Genomic DNA, 16567 nt, shown 5'->3' with positions numbered 1-16567 from the left:
GGCCGCCCTAAAGGCGGCAGGCGTAGATGTCGGTGATCAGGATCGCCTTGGCGCCGAGGTCCCACAGCTTGTCCATGACCTGCTGGTTGCCCTTGCGGCGGATCATCGCGCGGACCGCCACCCAGCCCTCGCGGTGCAGCGGCGAGACCGTCGGCCCCTCCATGCCCGGGGTGACCTCGATGGCCTCGTCGATGCGCTCGACCCGGATGTCGTAGTCGATCATCACGTAGTCGCGCGCCGCCAGGACGCCCTGCAGCCGCCGGATGAGCTGCTGGAAACCGTTGTTCTCCGGCGCCCCGACCTGCTTGATCAGGATCGCCTCGGAGGTGCCGATCGGGTCGCCGAACACGTCGAGGCCGATGTTGCGCAGGGTGGTGCCGGTCTCCACGACGTCGGCGACCGCGTCGGCCACGCCCAGCCGGATCGCCGTCTCGACCGCGCCGTCGAGCTTGATGACGCGGGCGTCGACGCTCTGCTCCTCCAGATAGGTGGTGAGCAGACCGGCGTAGGACGTCGCGACGCGCTTGCCGTTGAGGTCCTTGACGTTGGCGAAGACGCCCGGGGTCGCGGCGAACCGGAAGGTCGAGCGGCCGAAGCCGAGCGGCACGACCTCCTCGGCCTCGACGCCGGAGTCCATCAGCATGTCGCGGCCGGTGATGCCGGCGTCGAGGGTGCCCTCACCGACGTACACGGCGATGTCGCGGGGGCGCAGAAAGAACAGTTCGACGGAGTTCTCGGGGTCGACGACCACGAGCTCCTTGCTGTCCTTGCGGGGGCGGTAACCCGCCTCTTTCAAAATGACCTGGGCGGCCTCGGACAGGACGCCCTTGTTCGGTACGGCAAGGCGGAGCATGCGCTTGGAACCTTTCGGATGGCCTCTGACGGGAGCGAGGTCCGGGCACCCGGGGGTGCCCTAAAGATGCTTGTAGACCTCGTCGAGCCCGATCCCGCGGGCCAGCATGAGCACCTGGAGGTGGTAGAGCAGCTGCGAGATCTCCTCGGCCGTCCGGTCTGCCGATTCGTACTCCGCCGCCATCCAGACCTCGGCGGCCTCCTCGACGATCTTCTTGCCGATCGAGTGGACCCCGGCGTCGAGCGCCTTCACGGTCCCCGACCCTTCGGGACGGGTGCGGGCCTTCTCGGACAGCACGTCGTAGAGCTCATCGAACGTCGTCACTCGCCCAAGCCTAATGGGGGTCACCGGTTGGATCACGGCAGCGTCCACTCAGCGAGACCGTGTCGGCCCCCGGGCCACTCTCATGGACTGACCAGCCCTTCAGTGGTGCTCGGTTTCCCGGCCTCACATTGAGAGAGTTCTGACCATGATCCGCAGCGCGCGGCGCAGGGCCGGCTCCTCCACGTGGCCGAAGCCGAACACGACGCCGTTCCCGGCCCGCCCGGCCGGATGGTGGAAGGACGCGAGCGTCGCCACCCGGACCCCGCGTGCCCTGAGCTGCTCGGCCAGCGACGGCGCCGGGAGCGCCCTGGGCAGCAGCAGCGTCGCGGTGGTGCCGGTCTCGGTGCCGATGACCTTGGTGTCGCGGCGCACGCCCGCCAGAGCCTGGCGCACCATCGTCCGCCGCCGGGCGAAGATCGCCGACAGCCGGTCGACCCGCCGGGTGAGCGCGCCCGTGGTCAGCAGGTCGGCGGCGGCCCGCTGGCATGTCTCCGGCACCGCGCAGGCCCGCTCCCGCACCCCCTCGGCCAGGTGGCGCGGCACGACGAGGTACGCCAGCCGCATCCCCGGCGTCAGCAGCTCGCGGAACGACCCCACCATGATCGTCGTGGCCGGGTCGCCCAGGGCCAGCAGCGACGGATACGGGTTCAGGCTCGTGTTGAACAGCCCGTCGAAGGCCGGTTCGATGAGGTACGTCCCCCGGTCGGCCGCCCACGCCGCCAGCGCCTTGCGGTGCTCGGTCGGCAGGCGATACCCCAACGGCTCGTTCCGGTCGGGTGTGAGCACCAGAGCGTCCACGCCGGGCGGAACCTGCGGGCCGGTGGAACTGACCGGAACGGGCACCACGTGACCCGTGTGGCCCGTCAGGGCCCCTCTGAGGCGTGGCAGCGCCGGGTCCTCGACGCCGACGACCGGGCGGCCCGGCGGCAGGGCGAGCTGGAGCGCCGTCTCGCAGCCGGTGGTCACCACGATCTCGTGCTGGTCGAGCACCAGCCCCCGGCTGTCGCGCAGGTGCGCCGCGATGGCCGACCGGAGCTCCGGCAGCCCACCGGGCGGCGGCTCGGACGCGCTGGGCACCCGGTGGCTGGCCCGGCGCCAGGCCGCCCGCCACTCGGCCAGCGGGAAGGCGTCGGCGGTCGGCTGGTCGGGCCGCAGGTCGACCGTGTTCTGGCGGACCGCCGGGCGCAGCGGCACCCGCTCGGCCTGGCGCGCCCGTGCGGCGACGTAGGTGCCGGAGCCGTGGCGGCTGGTGACGTACCCCTCGGAGTGCAGGATCTGGTACGCGGTCAGCGCCACCCCCCGCGAGATCTTGAGAGCCACGGCCATGGTCCGCGTGGACGGCATGCGGATCCCCGCCGCGAGCTGTCCCGAGTCGATGGCCTGGCGGAGCTGTCCGGCGAGCTGGTCGGGTAAGGGTTCTGCGGCGGCGCGGCCCAGGTGGATCGGCACGCGGAGCCCCTGTGGGTTGCGCATGATTCATGTCCCCGTCGTCTTGGCGTGTCTCTGTCACGTAGGGCGTGACACGGGCTGTTCCATCAGAAGGAACAGCCGTTTGAGCTGCCGTGAGACGTCGGGACAAACGAAAAACGCCGGCCCCCGACTCGGGGACCGGCGTCTTACTCAGGCTAGTCAGCGACCGGTGAACCGGCCGCCGCCACCGGTGGCCGGGCGGCCACCGCGGAACCCGCCACCGGTGCGGCCGCGGTTGCCCGCGGTGCCACGGGGCCGGTCCTCACTAAAGGCGCGGGGCTCGGCGCGGTCGTCACGGACGGGACGCTCGGCGCGGGGCGCGCGGTCGTCACGGAAGTGACCACGGGCCGCCGGAGCGGCCGGAGCCGCGGCGGCGTCACGGCGCGGACGGTCGTCGCCCTGGTAACGGGGACGCTCGTCACGGTGCCGGGGAGCGTCGCCACCCTGAAAACGGGGGGCGTGACCGAACTCACGGCGCGGCGGCCGCTCGTCGCCCTCGCGGCGCGGGCGGTCGGTGTTGTTGCCACCGTTGTAGCGGGGACGGTCGTCGCCCTCGCGACGCGGACGGTCGGTGCTGTCACCGCTGTTGTAGCGGGGACGGTCGTCCTGGGCGAACGGACGGTCACCGTCGTTACGGCGGCGACCCTCGAAACGACGGCCACGGCCACCGGACGGACGCTCGTCGCGGCCACCGGACCCACCGTTGCGGGTGCGCAGCGGCTTGCGGATGTCGGGCTCCCAGACCGGGATCGACTCGCCGCTGGGCTCACGGGCCCCGGCGATGTCGGCCAGCACCGGAGCGCCCGGAACCACGCGGTGACGCGACGGCGCGATGCCGGCACGACGGGCCATGGAGTCGGTCGCACGACGCTCGTTGGGCATGACCAGCGTCAGGACGCTGCCCTTCTCACCGGCGCGGGCGGTACGGCCACCACGGTGCAGGTAGCTCTTGTGGTCGGCCGGCGGGTCGACGTGGAGCACGAGCGACACGTCGTCGACGTGGATGCCGCGCGCGGCGACGTCGGTGCAGACGAGCACCATGATGCCGCCCTCGCGGAACTCGCCGAGGATGCGGGTGCGCTGGTTCTGGCGCTTGCCGCCGTGGAGGCCACCGGCCTTCACGCCGACGCGGGCGAGCTGCTTGACCACGCGGTCGACGCCGTGCTGGGTGCGCACGAACAGGATGGTGCGGCCTTCGCGGTTGGCGATCTCGGCGGTGACGGCGGGCTTGTCCTGCCAGCTCACCGTGACGAGGTGGTGCTCCATCGTCTCGACCGACGAGGTGGCCGGCGCGAGTGAGTGGGTGATCGGGTTGACCAGGAAGCGCCGCACCAGCTGGTCGACGTCGCCGTCGAGGGTGGCCGAGAACAGCAGACGCTGGCCGTTGCTGGGAGTCTGGTCGAGCAGCGCGCTGACGACCGGGAAGAAGCCGAGGTCACACATGTGGTCGGCCTCGTCGAGGATGCTGACCTCGACGTCTTCGAGGGAGCACTCGCCCTGCTCGATCAGGTCGGTCAGACGACCCGGGGTGGCGACGATCACCTCGACGCCGCGGCGCAGCGCCTCGATCTGACGGCCCATCGACATGCCGCCGACGACGGTCTTCATCTTCAGTCCGAGGCCCCGGCCGAGCGGCTCGAGGGCGTCGTTCACCTGGAGCGCCAGCTCACGGGTGGGGACGAGGATGATGGCCTTCGGCCGGCGCGGCAGTGCGCGGTCGCCCGAGATGCGGGTCATCATCGGCAGCCCGAACGCGAGCGTCTTGCCGGAGCCGGTCTGGCCCCGGCCGAGCACGTCGTGGCCGGACAGGATGTCAGGGATGCAGGCTTCCTGAATAGGGAACGGTGCGTTGATGCCCTGGCGGGCAAGCCCGGTGACCAGCGGTCGCGGCAGCCCCAGCTCGGCGAAACCGTTGACGGTCTCGTCGGTGGACTCGGTCGCGGGCATGGTCGGGTCGAGCATGGTCACGTTGGTCGTGCCTTTCGGTGAGAGGACGTGCCGCAGCACGCAGGCGCGTCTCTTCTGCGAAAGGACGAGCCAAGTTAATCCGGGGCGGCATCAGCCGCATCGGGGGAAGGCACCCCTTCCAAAGGTGCCGAGTGCCAGCTCTGCGCACCGCCCGATAAACGCGCCGATCATGTGGCGCGAGAAACTGCATAGCAGTGTGCAGTCGCCGCGGTTCACAGTCGCGGCAGACGGCCGTCCGCCTCAAAAAACGGACGGCCTTTGAAGTCAACCCTCGTATCTTACACCGGGATGGTCACTGGGATCACCATTGGGGATCACACGTTGAAGCCGAGCATCCTCAATTGGTCACGACCGTCGTCGGTGATCTTGTCAGGACCCCACGGCGGCAGCCACACCCAGTTGATGACAACGCCGCTGACCAGATCGGCCAGCGCCGAGTTCGCCTGGTCTTCGATCACGTCGGTGAGCGGGCACGCGGCGCTGGTCAGAGTCATGTCGATGGTCACGATCGGCTTCTCGTCCTCGCCCGCCGGGTCGAGGTTGAGGCCGTAGATCAGGCCGAGGTCGACGACGTTGACGCCGAGCTCGGGGTCGACCACGTCACGGAGAGCTTCCATGAGGTCGTCATTGGACAGATCGCCTTCATAGGGGGCGGCCGTCGGGGTTTCGGTCGGTTTGCTCATCTCAGGCACTCCTCACCACGGCGTCCTTGTACGCCATCCAGGACAACAGGGCGCATTTCACCCGTGCGGGGTATTTGGCCACCCCGGCGAACGCCACAGCGTCGCCGAGGACGTCCTCGTCCGCCTCCACCTGGCCACGGCCCTGCATCAGCCGGGTGAACTCGTCGACCACTCCGAGGCTCTCCTCGACGGTCGATCCGGTGGCCAGTTCGTGCAGCACCGAGGCGGCGGCCTGGCTGATCGAGCAGCCCTGCCCCTCGTAGGAGACGTCGAGGACCTTGCCCTCGTCGACCTTCACCCGGAGCGTGATCTCATCGCCGCAGGTCGGGTTGACGTGGTGGACCTCGGCGTCGAACGGGTCACGAAGACCACGGCCCTGGGGATGCTTGTAGTGCTCCAGGATCAGTTCCTGGTACATCGACTCAGCGATCATCCGAACACCTTCTGCACATGGTGGAGCCCCCGCGCCAGGGCGTCGATCTCGTCCGTGGTGTTGTAAAGGTACAACGACGCACGAGTGGTGGCGGGGATGCCGAACCGCAGGTGAAGCGGCCTGGCGCAGTGGTGGCCGACCCGCACGGCGATGCCGAACGCGTCGTCGAGCACCTGCCCGACGTCGTGGGGGTGGATGTCGTCACCCGACAGGTTCTTCAGGGTGAACGAGATCGTGCCCCCGCGCGAGATCGCCGTGCGCGGGCCGATGAAGGTCAGCGCGGGGATCTCGCCGAGCGCGCCGAGGGCGTATTCGGTCAGGGTCTTCTCGTGGGCCTTCACGTCGTCCATGCCGATGCCGGTCAGGTACTTCACCGCCGCGCCCAGGCCGATGGCCTCGACGATCGGCGGGGTGCCGGCCTCGAACTTGTGCGGGATGGGCGCGTAGGTCGAGCGGTCCATCCAGACCGCCTCGATCATCTCGCCGCCGCCGAGGAACGGCGGCATGGCCTCGAGCAGCTCACGGCGGCCCCACAGCACCCCGATGCCCGAGGGGCCGACCATCTTGTGGCCGGTGAAGGCCACGAAGTCGACGTCGAGCTCGGTCACGTCGACCGGCATGTGCGGCACCGACTGGGACGCGTCGAGCATCATCAGCGCGCCGACCTCGCGGGCGCGGGCGAGGATCGGCGACACCGAGTTGATCGTGCCCAGCACGTTGGACTGGTGGACGATCGAGACGATCTTGGTGCGCTCGTTGACCAGGTCGTCGAGGTCGCCCAGGTCGAGCCGGCCCTCGTCGGTCACCTTGAACCAGCGCAGCGTGGCGCCGGTGCGCTGGGCGAGGAGCTGCCACGGCACGATGTTGGAGTGGTGCTCCATCTCGCTGATGACGATCTCGTCGCCCGGCCCGACCCTGAAGCGCTCGTCGGTGGCGATCGGGTTGCCGAAGGCGTACGCGACCAGGTTGAGCGCCTCTGAGGCGTTCTTGGTGAAGATGATCTCGTCACGCGACGGGGCCCCGACGAACGCGGCGATCAGGTCGCGGGCGTCTTCGTAGGCCGCCGTCGACTCCGCGCCCAGCGTGTGGTGGGCGCGGCCGACGTTGCTGTAATGATGGGCCAGGTGGTCGCGCATCGTGTCGATCACCTGGAGCGGCTTCTGCGAGGAGTTGCCGGAGTCCAGGTAGACGAGCGGGCGTCCCCCCGACAGCTCACGAGAAAGGACCGGGAAGTCCTTTCTGATGAGATCGACGTCGAACATCAGGAACTGACCTTCGTGTAGGCCTCGTAGCCCTCGTTCTCGAGCTTCTCGGCGAGCTCGGGGCCGCCCTCTTCGACGATGCGGCCGGCCGAGAAGACGTGCACGAAGTCGGGCTTCACGTAGCGCAGGATGCGGGTGTAGTGGGTGATCAGCAGCACGCCGGTCTCGCCGTTGGCGCGGAACCGGTTGACGCCCTCGGAGACCACGCGCAGCGCGTCGACGTCGAGGCCGGAGTCGGTCTCGTCGAGGACGGCCACCTTCGGCTTCAGCAGCTCCAGCTGGAGGATCTCGTGGCGCTTCTTCTCGCCGCCGGAGAACCCCTCGTTGACGTTGCGGGTCGCGAAGGCGGAGTCGATCGCCAGGTTGTCCATGCCGACCTTGAGGTCCTTGGCGAACTGGCGCAGCTTGGGCGCCTCGCCCGACACGGCCGTGACGGCGCTGCGCAGGAAGTTGGACACCGACACGCCGGGGATCTCGACGGGGTACTGCATCGCCAGGAACAGCCCGGCGCGGGCGCGCTCGTCGACCGTCATGTCGAGCAGGTCCTCACCGTCGAGGGTGACGCTGCCGCTGGTGATCGTGTATTTGGGGTGACCGGCGATGGCGTACGCGAGAGTGCTCTTGCCGGACCCGTTGGGGCCCATGATGGCGTGGGTCTTCCCGGCCAGGACGACCAGGTCGACCCCCTTGAGGATCTCCTTGTCGCCGACGGACACGTGCAGGTCGCGGATCTCAAGCGTGGACACGTTATGACTCCTTCGAGAGCGAGACATACACGTCGTCGCCTTCGATCTTGACTCGGTATGTGGGAACGGGCCTGGTGGCCGGAGGGCCCGTCGGCTTGCCGGTACGGATGTCGAAACACGATCCGTGCAGCCAGCATTCCAGCGTGCCGTCGTAGACCTCGCCCTCGCTGAGGCGCACCTCGGCGTGGGAACAGACGTCGTGGACGGCGTACACCTCGGAGCCCTCGCGGACGAGGGCCACCGGGGTGCCGCCCACCTCGACGCCGATGACGCCCTCGTCGGGAACGTCACCGATCTTGCAAACCTTTTCGAACGTCATCGCGCGAGCTCCGCCTCGACGGCGGCCAGCACCTTCTCCTGGATCTCCGGTACTTCGATGCGCTGGATCAGCTCGTTGAAGAAGCCGTGCACGATCAGCTTGCGGGCCTCGTCGGCGGGGATGCCACGGGCCTGCAGGTAGAACATGTGCTCGTCGTCGAGCCGCCCGGACGCGGAGGCGTGCCCCGCGCCGGCGATCTCGCCGGTGAGGATCTCCAGGTTCGGCACCGAGTCGGCGCGGGCGCCGTCGGTCAGCAGCAGGTTCCGGTTGAGCTCGTAGGTGTCGGTGCCCTCGGCCTCGGCGCGGATGATGACGTCGCCGATCCACACGGTGTGCGCGTCTTCGCCCTGGAGGCCGCCCTTGTAGACGACGTCGGAGGCGCAATTGGGCACGCTGTGGTCGATCAGCAACCGGTGTTCGAGGTGCTGGCCGGCGTCGGCGAAGTAGAGCCCGACCAGCTCGGCCCGGCCACCGGGAGCCGAGTAGGACACCCTCGGCGCGATCCGGACGACGTCTCCCCCGAGGGTGACGACGATGGACTTGAACGTGGCGTCGCGGCCGATCAGCGTCGTGTACTGCACGACCTGGACCGCGTCGCGGTCCCAGTCCTGGTTCGACACGACGGTCAGCTTGGCGCCGTCGCCCACGAGGAACTCGACGTTGGCGGCCTGCGCTCCGGTGCCGGTGTAGTTCAGCACCACGAACGCCTCGGCCATCGGCTTCACGTCGACGAGCAGGTGACGGAACACCGTACCGCCCTGACCGTGGACGTTCACCACGATCGGCTCGGCCGGCACGAACTCCTTCGGCACGGTGATGACACCGGCCTTCTCGAACGAGTTGTACGCCTGCGCGGCGACCCGGTCGGCGGGCTTGCCGGCCGAGCCGATGCGCGTGTCATCGCGGCTGACCAGCTCGTAGGAGACCCCGGACGGGGTCAGTACCTCGGTGCGGTCATTGCCGTCGTTCACGGCCGAACCGTCGTGGAGGCCCTTCAGCCGCGACAGCGGCGTGAACCTCCACTGTTCCTCGCGCCCGGTCGGGACGGGGAAATCGGCCAGGTCGAAGGAGGCCGTCTCGTGCAGAGTCACGAGCGGCTTGGTCTCAAGCCCCATGGCTAGCCCACCGCTCCTTCCATCTGCAGTTCGATCAGACGGTTGAGCTCCAAGGCGTACTCCATGGGAAGTTCACGGGCGATCGGCTCGACGAAGCCGCGCACGATCATGGCCATGGCCTCGTCTTCGTTCAGACCGCGGCTCATCAGATAGAAGAGCTGGTCTTCGGAGACCTTCGAGACGGTCGCCTCGTGACCCATGGACACGTCGTCTTCGCGGACGTCGACGTAGGGATAGGTGTCGGAACGGCTGATCTGGTCGACCAGCAGGGCGTCGCACTTGACCGTGGAGGCGGACCCGTGGGCGCCCTCCTCGATCTGGACCAGACCCCGGTAGGAGGTCCGGCCGCCGCCGCGCGCCACCGACTTGCTGATGATCGTGCTGGAGGTGTTGGGCGCCAGGTGCACCATCTTGGCGCCGGCGTCCTGGTGCTGGCCCTCACCGGCGAACGCGATGGAGAGGGTCTCGCCCTTGGCGTGCTCGCCCATCAGGTAGACGGCCGGGTACTTCATCGTGACCTTGGACCCGATGTTGCCGTCGATCCACTCCATGGTCGCGCCCTCGTATGCCACGGCGCGCTTGGTGACCAGGTTGTAGACGTTGTTCGACCAGTTCTGGATGGTCGTGTAACGGCAGCGGGCGCCCTTCTTCACGATGATCTCCACGACCGCGCTGTGCAGCGAGTCGCTGGAGTAGATCGGGGCGGTGCAGCCTTCGACGTAGTGGACGTAAGAGTTCTCGTCCACGATGATCAGGGTCCGCTCGAACTGGCCCATGTTCTCGGTGTTGATCCGGAAGTAGGCCTGGAGCGGGATCTCGACGTTGATGTTCGGCGGCACGTAGATGAAGGAGCCGCCCGACCAGGTGGCGGTGTTCAGCGCGGCGAACTTGTTGTCGCCGACGGGGATCACCGAGCCGAAGTACTCCTTGAAGAGTTCCTCGTGCTCACGCAGGCCGGTGTCGGTGTCGACGAAGATGACACCCTTCTCCTCAAGGTCCTCGCGGATCTTGTGGTAGACCACCTCGGACTCGTACTGGGCCGCGACGCCCGCGATGAGCCGCTGCTTCTCGGCCTCGGGGATGCCCAGCCGGTCATAGGTGTTCTTGATGTCCTCGGGAAGTTCCTCCCAGGACGTCGCCTGCTTCTCCGTCGACCGCACGAAGTATTTGATGTTGTCGAAGTCGATGCCCGTGAGGTCTGAACCCCAGGTCGGCATGGGCTTCTTGCCGAACAGGCGCAGCCCCTTGAGGCGCAGGTCGAGCATCCACTCGGGTTCGTTCTTCAGTGCCGAGATGTTGCGGACGACCTCTTCTGAGAGGCCACGGCGCGCGATGGCGCCAGCCGCGTCGGGATCGGACCAGCCGAACTTGTAGTTCCCGAGGCCTTCCAGCTCCGGGCGGTCGGTGACAGTCACCTTCCGGGCTCCTTGCTCTCTATACGAGTGGCTCGCGCCAGCGCGTGGGGGCTGACGTGGGTTGTGCAGATTCCGTCTCCGTGGGCGATGGTCGCCAGCCGTTGGACCGGCGTGCCCAGGAGACGTCCGAACGCTTCTGTCTCGGCCTCGCACAACTGCGGGAACGCGGCCGCGACGTGGGCGACCGGGCAGTGGTGCTGGCAGAGCTGTTCTCCGCCGGTCCCCGTCTTGGTGGACGAGGCGGCGTAACCGTCGGCCGACAACGCCTCGGCCAGCATGCGCACCCGCTGTTCGGCGGGTATCGACCGCATGGCGGGCGCCAGCCGGTCGACCAGCCCCGCGACCTGCGTGCGGGCGAACTCGGTGACGGCGGCGGGCCCCAGATTGGCTTCCAGGAACCGCAGCGCGCTCCCGGCGAGGTCGTCGTAAGCGTGTTCGAAGGCGCTGCGCCCGGCATCGGTGATGCCGAAAAGCTTGGCCGGACGGCCACGCCCTCGCTGGCCTTTCTGATGTGCCTGGCGGGTCTCGATGTGCCCTTCGGCGAGAAGTGCGTCGAGGTGCCGTCGGACGGCAGCAGAGGTGAGCCCCAGACGTTCGCCGAGGTCGGCGGCGGTAACCGGGCCGTGTTCGAGGATCAGACGCGCGACCCGCGCCCGTGTTCCCCGCTCCGAGGGCACGCCGGAGGACCGCGTGGTCTCACCTGCGTTCGCCCCGGTCACGTTTTTCACAACATCAGTGTGCCGTAATTCCTTCCCGCACCACAAACGGAACCCCGCATTCGTGGGTAATGCAATTTGTCACGCAGGTTAGGCTTGCCTAAGTTGAACGGGTCACGAATGAGACATCTTCCCCCGCCGGTGGAGCGGGTTGAGCATATAGTCCTGACGTGCGCGGCCGACGCCTGGACCGCTCCCTGACCATGGCCGACATGCTCGCGGCCGAGATCTCCGACTGGATCGGGGCGCGGCGGGGAGATTCTCGGTTCCACCGATTTTCGGGACATTTCACGGTTTTGGAGACGGTGCTCGGCGAGGTGCTGAGCGCGGTGCGTTCCGCGTACCCCGCCACGGATGATTTTTCGCGGTTGGACCAATGCCAGCTCGTGGTCCGCCGGATCTTCGAGTGGTACTCCGCCAAATACGACCAACGCCTGTCCCCCCGGTGGGCTCCAGCGCTCGCCGCGGCCGACGAGGTGGTCCGGTCATGCTGGACCCAGCCCTGCTGGTGGCTGAGCTGGGTGGTCCCGAGCAGGCCGTCGGTGGTTATCCCCCTCTTTCTGTACGGCTGTCGCACATGCGCGACCATCCACTCCAGGAGCTCGGGCTCGACAGACTCGCGGGCTCGTTCGACCTCGGCGGCTGGCCCTCGCTCCTGCGGGAGCCCGATCCCCTGCCGGTCAAGCTCGACGACCCGCCCGCTGCCCGGCGACTTCTGGCCGCCGCCTTCGCGGGGGACCTGACGCCGGTCGTCCACGAGAACCTGCTGAGGGCCTTGCCGAAGTGCGGTCCCGAGGGGACGCTGGGATGATTCCGCAGCCAGATGTGACGAGGCTGGCGGGCCGAACTCGCCGGGCGGTTGGTGCGGACATAACGTGACGCGCGTCGTCGTGACGGTCTCCGGCGGTTCGGTGACGCTCTCCCACGGCGGGGATGTGCTGGCGGGACCCTATTCCTTGGGTGACGTGGACGACGACCTGTTCGACGCCCTGCTGGGGCCCGGTTGGGACGCGCTGCGGGATTCCCTTTTCTGGAACTCGCCCTCGACCTGCCGCCCGAGCTGCAGTCCCGAGGCTGGTCTGTACCGGGTCCCCGCCGACGGTCCACTCGATGCCGCCATCCAGGTCGTCTCGTCGTTGAGTGATCTGCTCGGCCCGCCGCTCAGAACGGCGGCCGACATCGCGGGAAGGGTGTCCCAGGGGCTCGACCAGGTCCTGGGGTACCGGCTCGCTCAAAGAGGGTCACATCGTGGTGGTCAACGCCCCGGACGCCGCGGTCGAGTTCTCCGGCGGCAGGCTGAGAACCGCGCCGGGACAGGATTTCCTGGTGCTCCGTCTCGAGTGCCGTACCGAAAGAGACGACTGGCGGTTCCCCGATCTCGTAGAGATCGTCAGGCGCTCCGCCGAGGCCTTCTTCCAGTACGGGGACGGGCAGGCGTTCAGGGATCTGCGCACCGACGCCGTCTCCCGAGCCTGGAACTCGCCCGACCTCACGCCCCTCGACCGGAAGCGCGTCGGCAAGGCCGTCATGCAGGAGGTCGACGACGTCCTCACGCTGGGCATCGTCCCGGATGTCATCGGATTTGACCGGATCCTCCCCGCCGACGATCCCGGGCTCGCTACCTTGAACCTTCGCGATCTCCTCGCTCGATGACTCATAGGTCCGATGTCTGTTCGACGTCAGGTCAGAAATTGATCCGATCTCTCTCCCGTCAGGCGCCCCACGGGTCGACTTTTGAAGATCAAAAGGCCTAATCCATCGGACTAGACCACCCGTGAGGCGTGGGTCACAAGTTGGTTGCGGCGAAATTCATCGGATCTCAGAGCTTGTTTCGCCTAAGTTTCGGTGCTATTTCATTGTTAGATCACCAACCCTGACCCATAAGGAACACCCGTGAGTCACCCCCCACGGCGGCTGCTCGGTGCCGCCACGGCGCTGGGGCTGGTCATGGCTCTGGGCGTGCCGGTGCTGCAGGGCAGCACCGCTACCGCTCAGGTCCAAGAGGCCGCCGCCGCGCAAGACGATCTGACCCTCTGGTACGACAAGCCGGCGACCAACTGGGAGTCGCAGGCTCTCCCGATCGGTAACGGCGCCCTCGGCGCCATGATCTTCGGTGGTGTCGGCACCGAGCAGATCCAGTTCAACGAGAAGTCCCTGTGGACCGGCGGTCCCGGTTCCAGCGGGTACAACTTCGGCAACTGGACGACGCCGCGGCCCACCGCGATCGCCGACGTCCAGGCGCTCATCGACACGAACAAGCAGATGACCCCGGCTCAGGTGGCGCAGCGCCTCGGGCAGGGCAAGACCAACTTCGGGTCCTACCAGACCTTCGGTGACATGTTCCTGGACTTCCCGGGGGCGCCGGCGAACCCGACCGACTACAAGCGGTCGCTGAACCTGAACGACGCGGTGGCCGCGGTCACGTACAAGGACGGCGACGTCACTTACAAGCGTGAGTACTTCGCGAGCTACCCGAACAACGTCATCGTCGGCCGCATCTCGTCCGACGCGGCGGGCAAGGTCAACTTCACCGTCCGGCACACCTCGCCGCGCAACGACAAGACCGTCAGCGTCTCCAAGGGGCGCATGACGATCCGCGGCAAGCTGGCCAACAACGGGCTCAACTTCGAGTCGCAGGTCAACGTCGTCGCCGAGGGCGGCGCGCGGACCGACGGCACCGACCGCATCACGGTGTCCAACGCCAACGCGGCGTGGTTCGTGATCTCGGCCGGGACCGACTACTCGATGCAGTACCCGACGTACCGGACCGAGGACCCGCACGACAACGTGCGCCACTGGGCCAACTGGGCGTCGTCGATGTCGTACGCGGCCCTCAAGCAGGCCCACCTCGACGACTACCACGGCCTGTTCGACCGCGTGAAGCTGAACCTGGGCGGCCAGATCCCGAACCTGCCGACCGACCAGCTGCGCGCGGCCTACGCGGGCGCCGGGGCGGCGCAGGACCGCTTCCTGGAGAACCTGTTCTACCAGTACGGCCGCTACCTGCTGATCTCCTCCTCGCGTGAGGGATCGCTGCCGGCCAACCTGCAGGGCGTGTGGAACAACGTCACGAACCCCCCGTGGGACGCCGACTACCACGTCAACATCAACCTGCAGATGAACTACTGGCTCGCCGAACAGACCAACCTCGCCGAGACCACGATCCCGTACGACGAGTACATCTCCTCGATGGTCGCCCCCGGCACCAAGACCGCGACGGACATGTACAACGCGCGCGGCTGGGTCGTCAACAACGAGACCAACCCCTGGGGCTTCACGGGTCTGCACAACTACCCCGAGTCGTTCTGGTTCCCCGAGGCCGCCGCGTGGAACACGCAGCAGATGTACGACCACTACAAGTTCAGCAACGACGAGAAGTACCTCAAGCGCACCGCCTACCCGGTGATGAAGGGCGCGGCCGAGTTCTGGCTGGACTTCCTGCACACCGACCCGCGTGACGGCAAGCTCGTGGTCTCCCCGTCGTACTCGCCGGAGAACGGCCAGTTCACCGCCGGCGCCTCGATGTCGCAGCAGATCGTCACCGAGCTGCTCACCAACACCCTCAACGCCGCCAAGACCCTCAAGGTCGACCCGGCGCTGCAGGCCGAGCTGACCAACGCGCTGGCCAAGCTCGACCCGGGCATCCGCATCGGCTCCTGGGGTCAGCTCCAGGAGTGGAAGGAAGACCTGGACAACCCGAACAACGACCACCGCCACGTCTCGCACCTGTTCGGCGTGCACCCGGGCAACGTGATCAAGGCCGGCACCCCCGAGGGTGAGGCCGCCAAGATCTCGCTGACCGCGCGCGGCGACGGCGGCACCGGCTGGTCGAAGGCCTGGAAGGTCAACTTCTGGGCGCGTCTGCTCGACGGCGACCACTCGCACAAGATGCTCAGCGAGCAGCTCAAGTCGAGCACCCTGTCGAACCTCTTCGACACCCACCCGCCGTTCCAGATCGACGGCAACTTCGGCGCCACCTCGGGCATGACCGAGATGCTGCTGCAGTCGCACCAGGACTCGATCCACATCCTCCCGGCCCTCCCGGCCGTGTGGAAGAACGGCTCGGTCACCGGTCTGCGCGCCCGCGGCAACGCGACCGTCGACATCGACTGGTCCAACAGCAGCCTGACCAAGGCCGTCATCAAGGCCGGCGACACCGGCGAGCTGACGGTCCGGGCCGGCGCGGTCAACGCCCGTTACTCGTTCGTCGACGACCAGGGCAACCCGGTCGACGCGATCCGCAACGGCGACGCCCTCACGTTCGGCGCCGAGAAGGGCCGCATGTACACCCTCTACAACGAGATCCAGCTCGCGGTGTCGGCTCCGGCCGAGATCGGCGCCGGTCAGACCGTCCCGGTCAAGGCCACCGTCTCCGCGATCCAGAACCCGTCCCCGGCGGGCACCCTGACCCTGCAGCTCCCCACGGGCTGGACCGCCGACCCCGCTTCGACGTCGGTCGCCTCGGTTCCCGCTGGTGAGAGCCGTGAGATCACGGTCAACGTCACGGCCGGTCCGTCCAACGGCCAGACGTCGGCGCGGATCCAGGCGACCCTGGCCGGCTCCGGCTGGTCGATCTCGGCCGCCACCGGCGCCGCGCTCAACCCGTGTGCGGTACCCCCGGCCGACCGTGCCATCGTCGCCTGGGACCCGCAGTCGGGCTCGGCCATCGCCGACGCCTCCGGCTCCGGCCGGAACGCCGTCGTGGTCAACGGCACCCCGGCCTACGACACCGACGGCGGCCTGATCCTCAGCGGCCAGAACTACGTCCGCACGGAGCAGCCGACGACGCTCGGCTTCCTCCGTGAGGCCACGTTCGCGGCCGAGGTGAAGATCGCCGGCACCGGTTACCGTCGTCTGTTCGACTCGCAGCCCTCGGGCAACCCGGGCACCGACGGCATCCTGATCGACGTCACGCCGGAGAGCCGCCTGCGCGTCATCGGCGCGGGCAACGGCGTCACGACCAACGCGACGCTGCCGACCGGCCGCTACATCGACCTGGTCGTCACCATCAACCGCAACGGCGCCATCGACGTCTACGTCGACGGTGTCCGCGCGGGCGGTGGCAACACCGGATCGTCGGGCATCTACGGCTGCAACACCCGGCCGCTGTTCTTCGCCGCCAACCAGGGCGGCAACGAGCGGATGACCGGCGCCGTGGACCGCATGGCCGTCCTCCCCTACGCGCTGCCCGCCAACCAGGTCTCGACCTGGCAGGACATCGCTTTCTAGAGAACGCCGAACAAGGAGGAAGCCCGGCTCCGGC

The 16567-nt window shown here is 68.1% G+C and carries 15 protein-coding genes; 3 read left to right on the top strand and 12 right to left on the bottom strand.

Annotation, left to right across the window (positions count from 1 at the left end; translation table 11 throughout):
* Positions 1-7: 7 nt before the first annotated feature.
* From hisG to AW272_RS21590, 12 genes are all read right to left on the bottom strand, one after another.
* Positions 8-853: an ATP phosphoribosyltransferase gene (hisG, locus tag AW272_RS21645; protein WP_066368158.1), complete on the bottom strand. Its 846-nt coding sequence runs from the start codon at positions 851-853 to the stop codon at positions 8-10.
* A 60-nt stretch (positions 854-913) separates the two neighbouring features.
* On the bottom strand, positions 914-1177 hold the full coding sequence (locus tag AW272_RS21640; RefSeq protein ID WP_030452281.1) for a phosphoribosyl-ATP diphosphatase: 264 nt from the start codon (positions 1175-1177) through the stop codon (positions 914-916).
* A 123-nt stretch (positions 1178-1300) separates the two neighbouring features.
* Positions 1301-2650: an aminotransferase-like domain-containing protein gene (locus tag AW272_RS21635; RefSeq protein WP_083958552.1), complete on the bottom strand. Its 1350-nt coding sequence runs from the start codon at positions 2648-2650 to the stop codon at positions 1301-1303.
* A 156-nt stretch (positions 2651-2806) separates the two neighbouring features.
* Positions 2807-4654 (bottom strand): DEAD/DEAH box helicase, encoded by a 1848-nt coding sequence (locus tag AW272_RS21630; protein ID WP_245657659.1) that lies wholly within the window; start codon positions 4652-4654, stop codon positions 2807-2809.
* Between the two features lie 275 nt (positions 4655-4929).
* Entirely contained in the window at positions 4930-5298 is a 369-nt protein-coding gene (locus AW272_RS21625) for a metal-sulfur cluster assembly factor (RefSeq protein ID WP_066368154.1), read from the bottom strand.
* Between the two features lies 1 nt (position 5299).
* The gene (sufU, locus tag AW272_RS21620) at positions 5300-5731 is read right to left on the bottom strand and encodes a Fe-S cluster assembly sulfur transfer protein SufU (RefSeq protein ID WP_030452277.1); all 432 of its coding nucleotides are present in this window, start codon (positions 5729-5731) and stop codon (positions 5300-5302) included.
* Positions 5728-6993: a cysteine desulfurase gene (locus tag AW272_RS21615; protein ID WP_066368153.1), complete on the bottom strand. Its 1266-nt coding sequence runs from the start codon at positions 6991-6993 to the stop codon at positions 5728-5730. The genes sufU and AW272_RS21615 overlap by 4 nt, the downstream gene beginning before the upstream one ends.
* The gene (gene sufC, locus AW272_RS21610) at positions 6993-7739 is read right to left on the bottom strand and encodes a Fe-S cluster assembly ATPase SufC (RefSeq protein WP_066368152.1); all 747 of its coding nucleotides are present in this window, start codon (positions 7737-7739) and stop codon (positions 6993-6995) included. The genes AW272_RS21615 and sufC overlap by 1 nt, the downstream gene beginning before the upstream one ends.
* A gap of 1 nt (position 7740) precedes the next feature.
* Positions 7741-8058, bottom strand: coding sequence for a non-heme iron oxygenase ferredoxin subunit (locus AW272_RS21605; protein ID WP_066368151.1), 318 nt, complete (start codon positions 8056-8058; stop codon positions 7741-7743).
* On the bottom strand, positions 8055-9173 hold the full coding sequence (sufD, locus tag AW272_RS21600) for a Fe-S cluster assembly protein SufD (RefSeq protein ID WP_066368147.1): 1119 nt from the start codon (positions 9171-9173) through the stop codon (positions 8055-8057). The genes AW272_RS21605 and sufD overlap by 4 nt, the downstream gene beginning before the upstream one ends.
* 2 nt (positions 9174-9175) lie before the next feature.
* Positions 9176-10588, bottom strand: coding sequence for a Fe-S cluster assembly protein SufB (sufB, locus tag AW272_RS21595; protein WP_066368145.1), 1413 nt, complete (start codon positions 10586-10588; stop codon positions 9176-9178).
* Positions 10585-11316, bottom strand: coding sequence for a helix-turn-helix transcriptional regulator (locus AW272_RS21590; RefSeq protein WP_066368143.1), 732 nt, complete (start codon positions 11314-11316; stop codon positions 10585-10587). The genes sufB and AW272_RS21590 overlap by 4 nt, the downstream gene beginning before the upstream one ends.
* 475 nt (positions 11317-11791) lie before the next feature.
* Between AW272_RS21590 and AW272_RS21585 the strand changes: the two genes are divergently transcribed.
* From AW272_RS21585 to AW272_RS21575, 3 genes are all read left to right on the top strand, one after another.
* Positions 11792-12115: a hypothetical protein gene (locus AW272_RS21585; RefSeq protein ID WP_066368141.1), complete on the top strand. Its 324-nt coding sequence runs from the start codon at positions 11792-11794 to the stop codon at positions 12113-12115.
* A gap of 437 nt (positions 12116-12552) precedes the next feature.
* The gene (locus tag AW272_RS21580) at positions 12553-12957 is read left to right on the top strand and encodes a hypothetical protein (protein ID WP_066368139.1); all 405 of its coding nucleotides are present in this window, start codon (positions 12553-12555) and stop codon (positions 12955-12957) included.
* 240 nt (positions 12958-13197) lie between these two features.
* On the top strand, positions 13198-16533 hold the full coding sequence (locus tag AW272_RS21575) for a glycosyl hydrolase family 95 catalytic domain-containing protein (RefSeq protein WP_066368138.1): 3336 nt from the start codon (positions 13198-13200) through the stop codon (positions 16531-16533).
* The last annotated feature ends 34 nt before the right edge of the window (positions 16534-16567 follow it).

The organism is Herbidospora mongoliensis (assembly GCF_001570545.1).
In the GTDB taxonomy this organism is placed as follows: domain Bacteria; phylum Actinomycetota; class Actinomycetes; order Streptosporangiales; family Streptosporangiaceae; genus Herbidospora; species Herbidospora mongoliensis.
Note: the sequence above shows the minus strand (reverse complement) of the source record. Positions and strands in the feature narration are given on the sequence as shown.

Excerpts from the sequence above, each read along its gene's own strand:
- hisG (WP_066368158.1), bottom strand. The coding sequence starts at position 853 with ATGCTCCGCCTTGCCGTACCGAACAAGGGCGTCCTGTCCGAGGCCGCC.
- AW272_RS21635 (WP_083958552.1), bottom strand. The coding sequence starts at position 2,650 with ATGCGCAACCCACAGGGGCTCCGCGTGCCGATCCACCTGGGCCGCGCC.
- AW272_RS21605 (WP_066368151.1), bottom strand. The coding sequence starts at position 8,058 with ATGACGTTCGAAAAGGTTTGCAAGATCGGTGACGTTCCCGACGAGGGC.
- sufD (WP_066368147.1), bottom strand. The coding sequence starts at position 9,173 with ATGGGGCTTGAGACCAAGCCGCTCGTGACTCTGCACGAGACGGCCTCC.
- sufU (WP_030452277.1), bottom strand. The coding sequence starts at position 5,731 with ATGATCGCTGAGTCGATGTACCAGGAACTGATCCTGGAGCACTACAAG.
- AW272_RS21625 (WP_066368154.1), bottom strand. The coding sequence starts at position 5,298 with ATGAGCAAACCGACCGAAACCCCGACGGCCGCCCCCTATGAAGGCGAT.
- AW272_RS21615 (WP_066368153.1), bottom strand. The coding sequence starts at position 6,993 with ATGTTCGACGTCGATCTCATCAGAAAGGACTTCCCGGTCCTTTCTCGT.
- AW272_RS21585 (WP_066368141.1), top strand. The coding sequence starts at position 11,792 with ATGCTGGACCCAGCCCTGCTGGTGGCTGAGCTGGGTGGTCCCGAGCAG.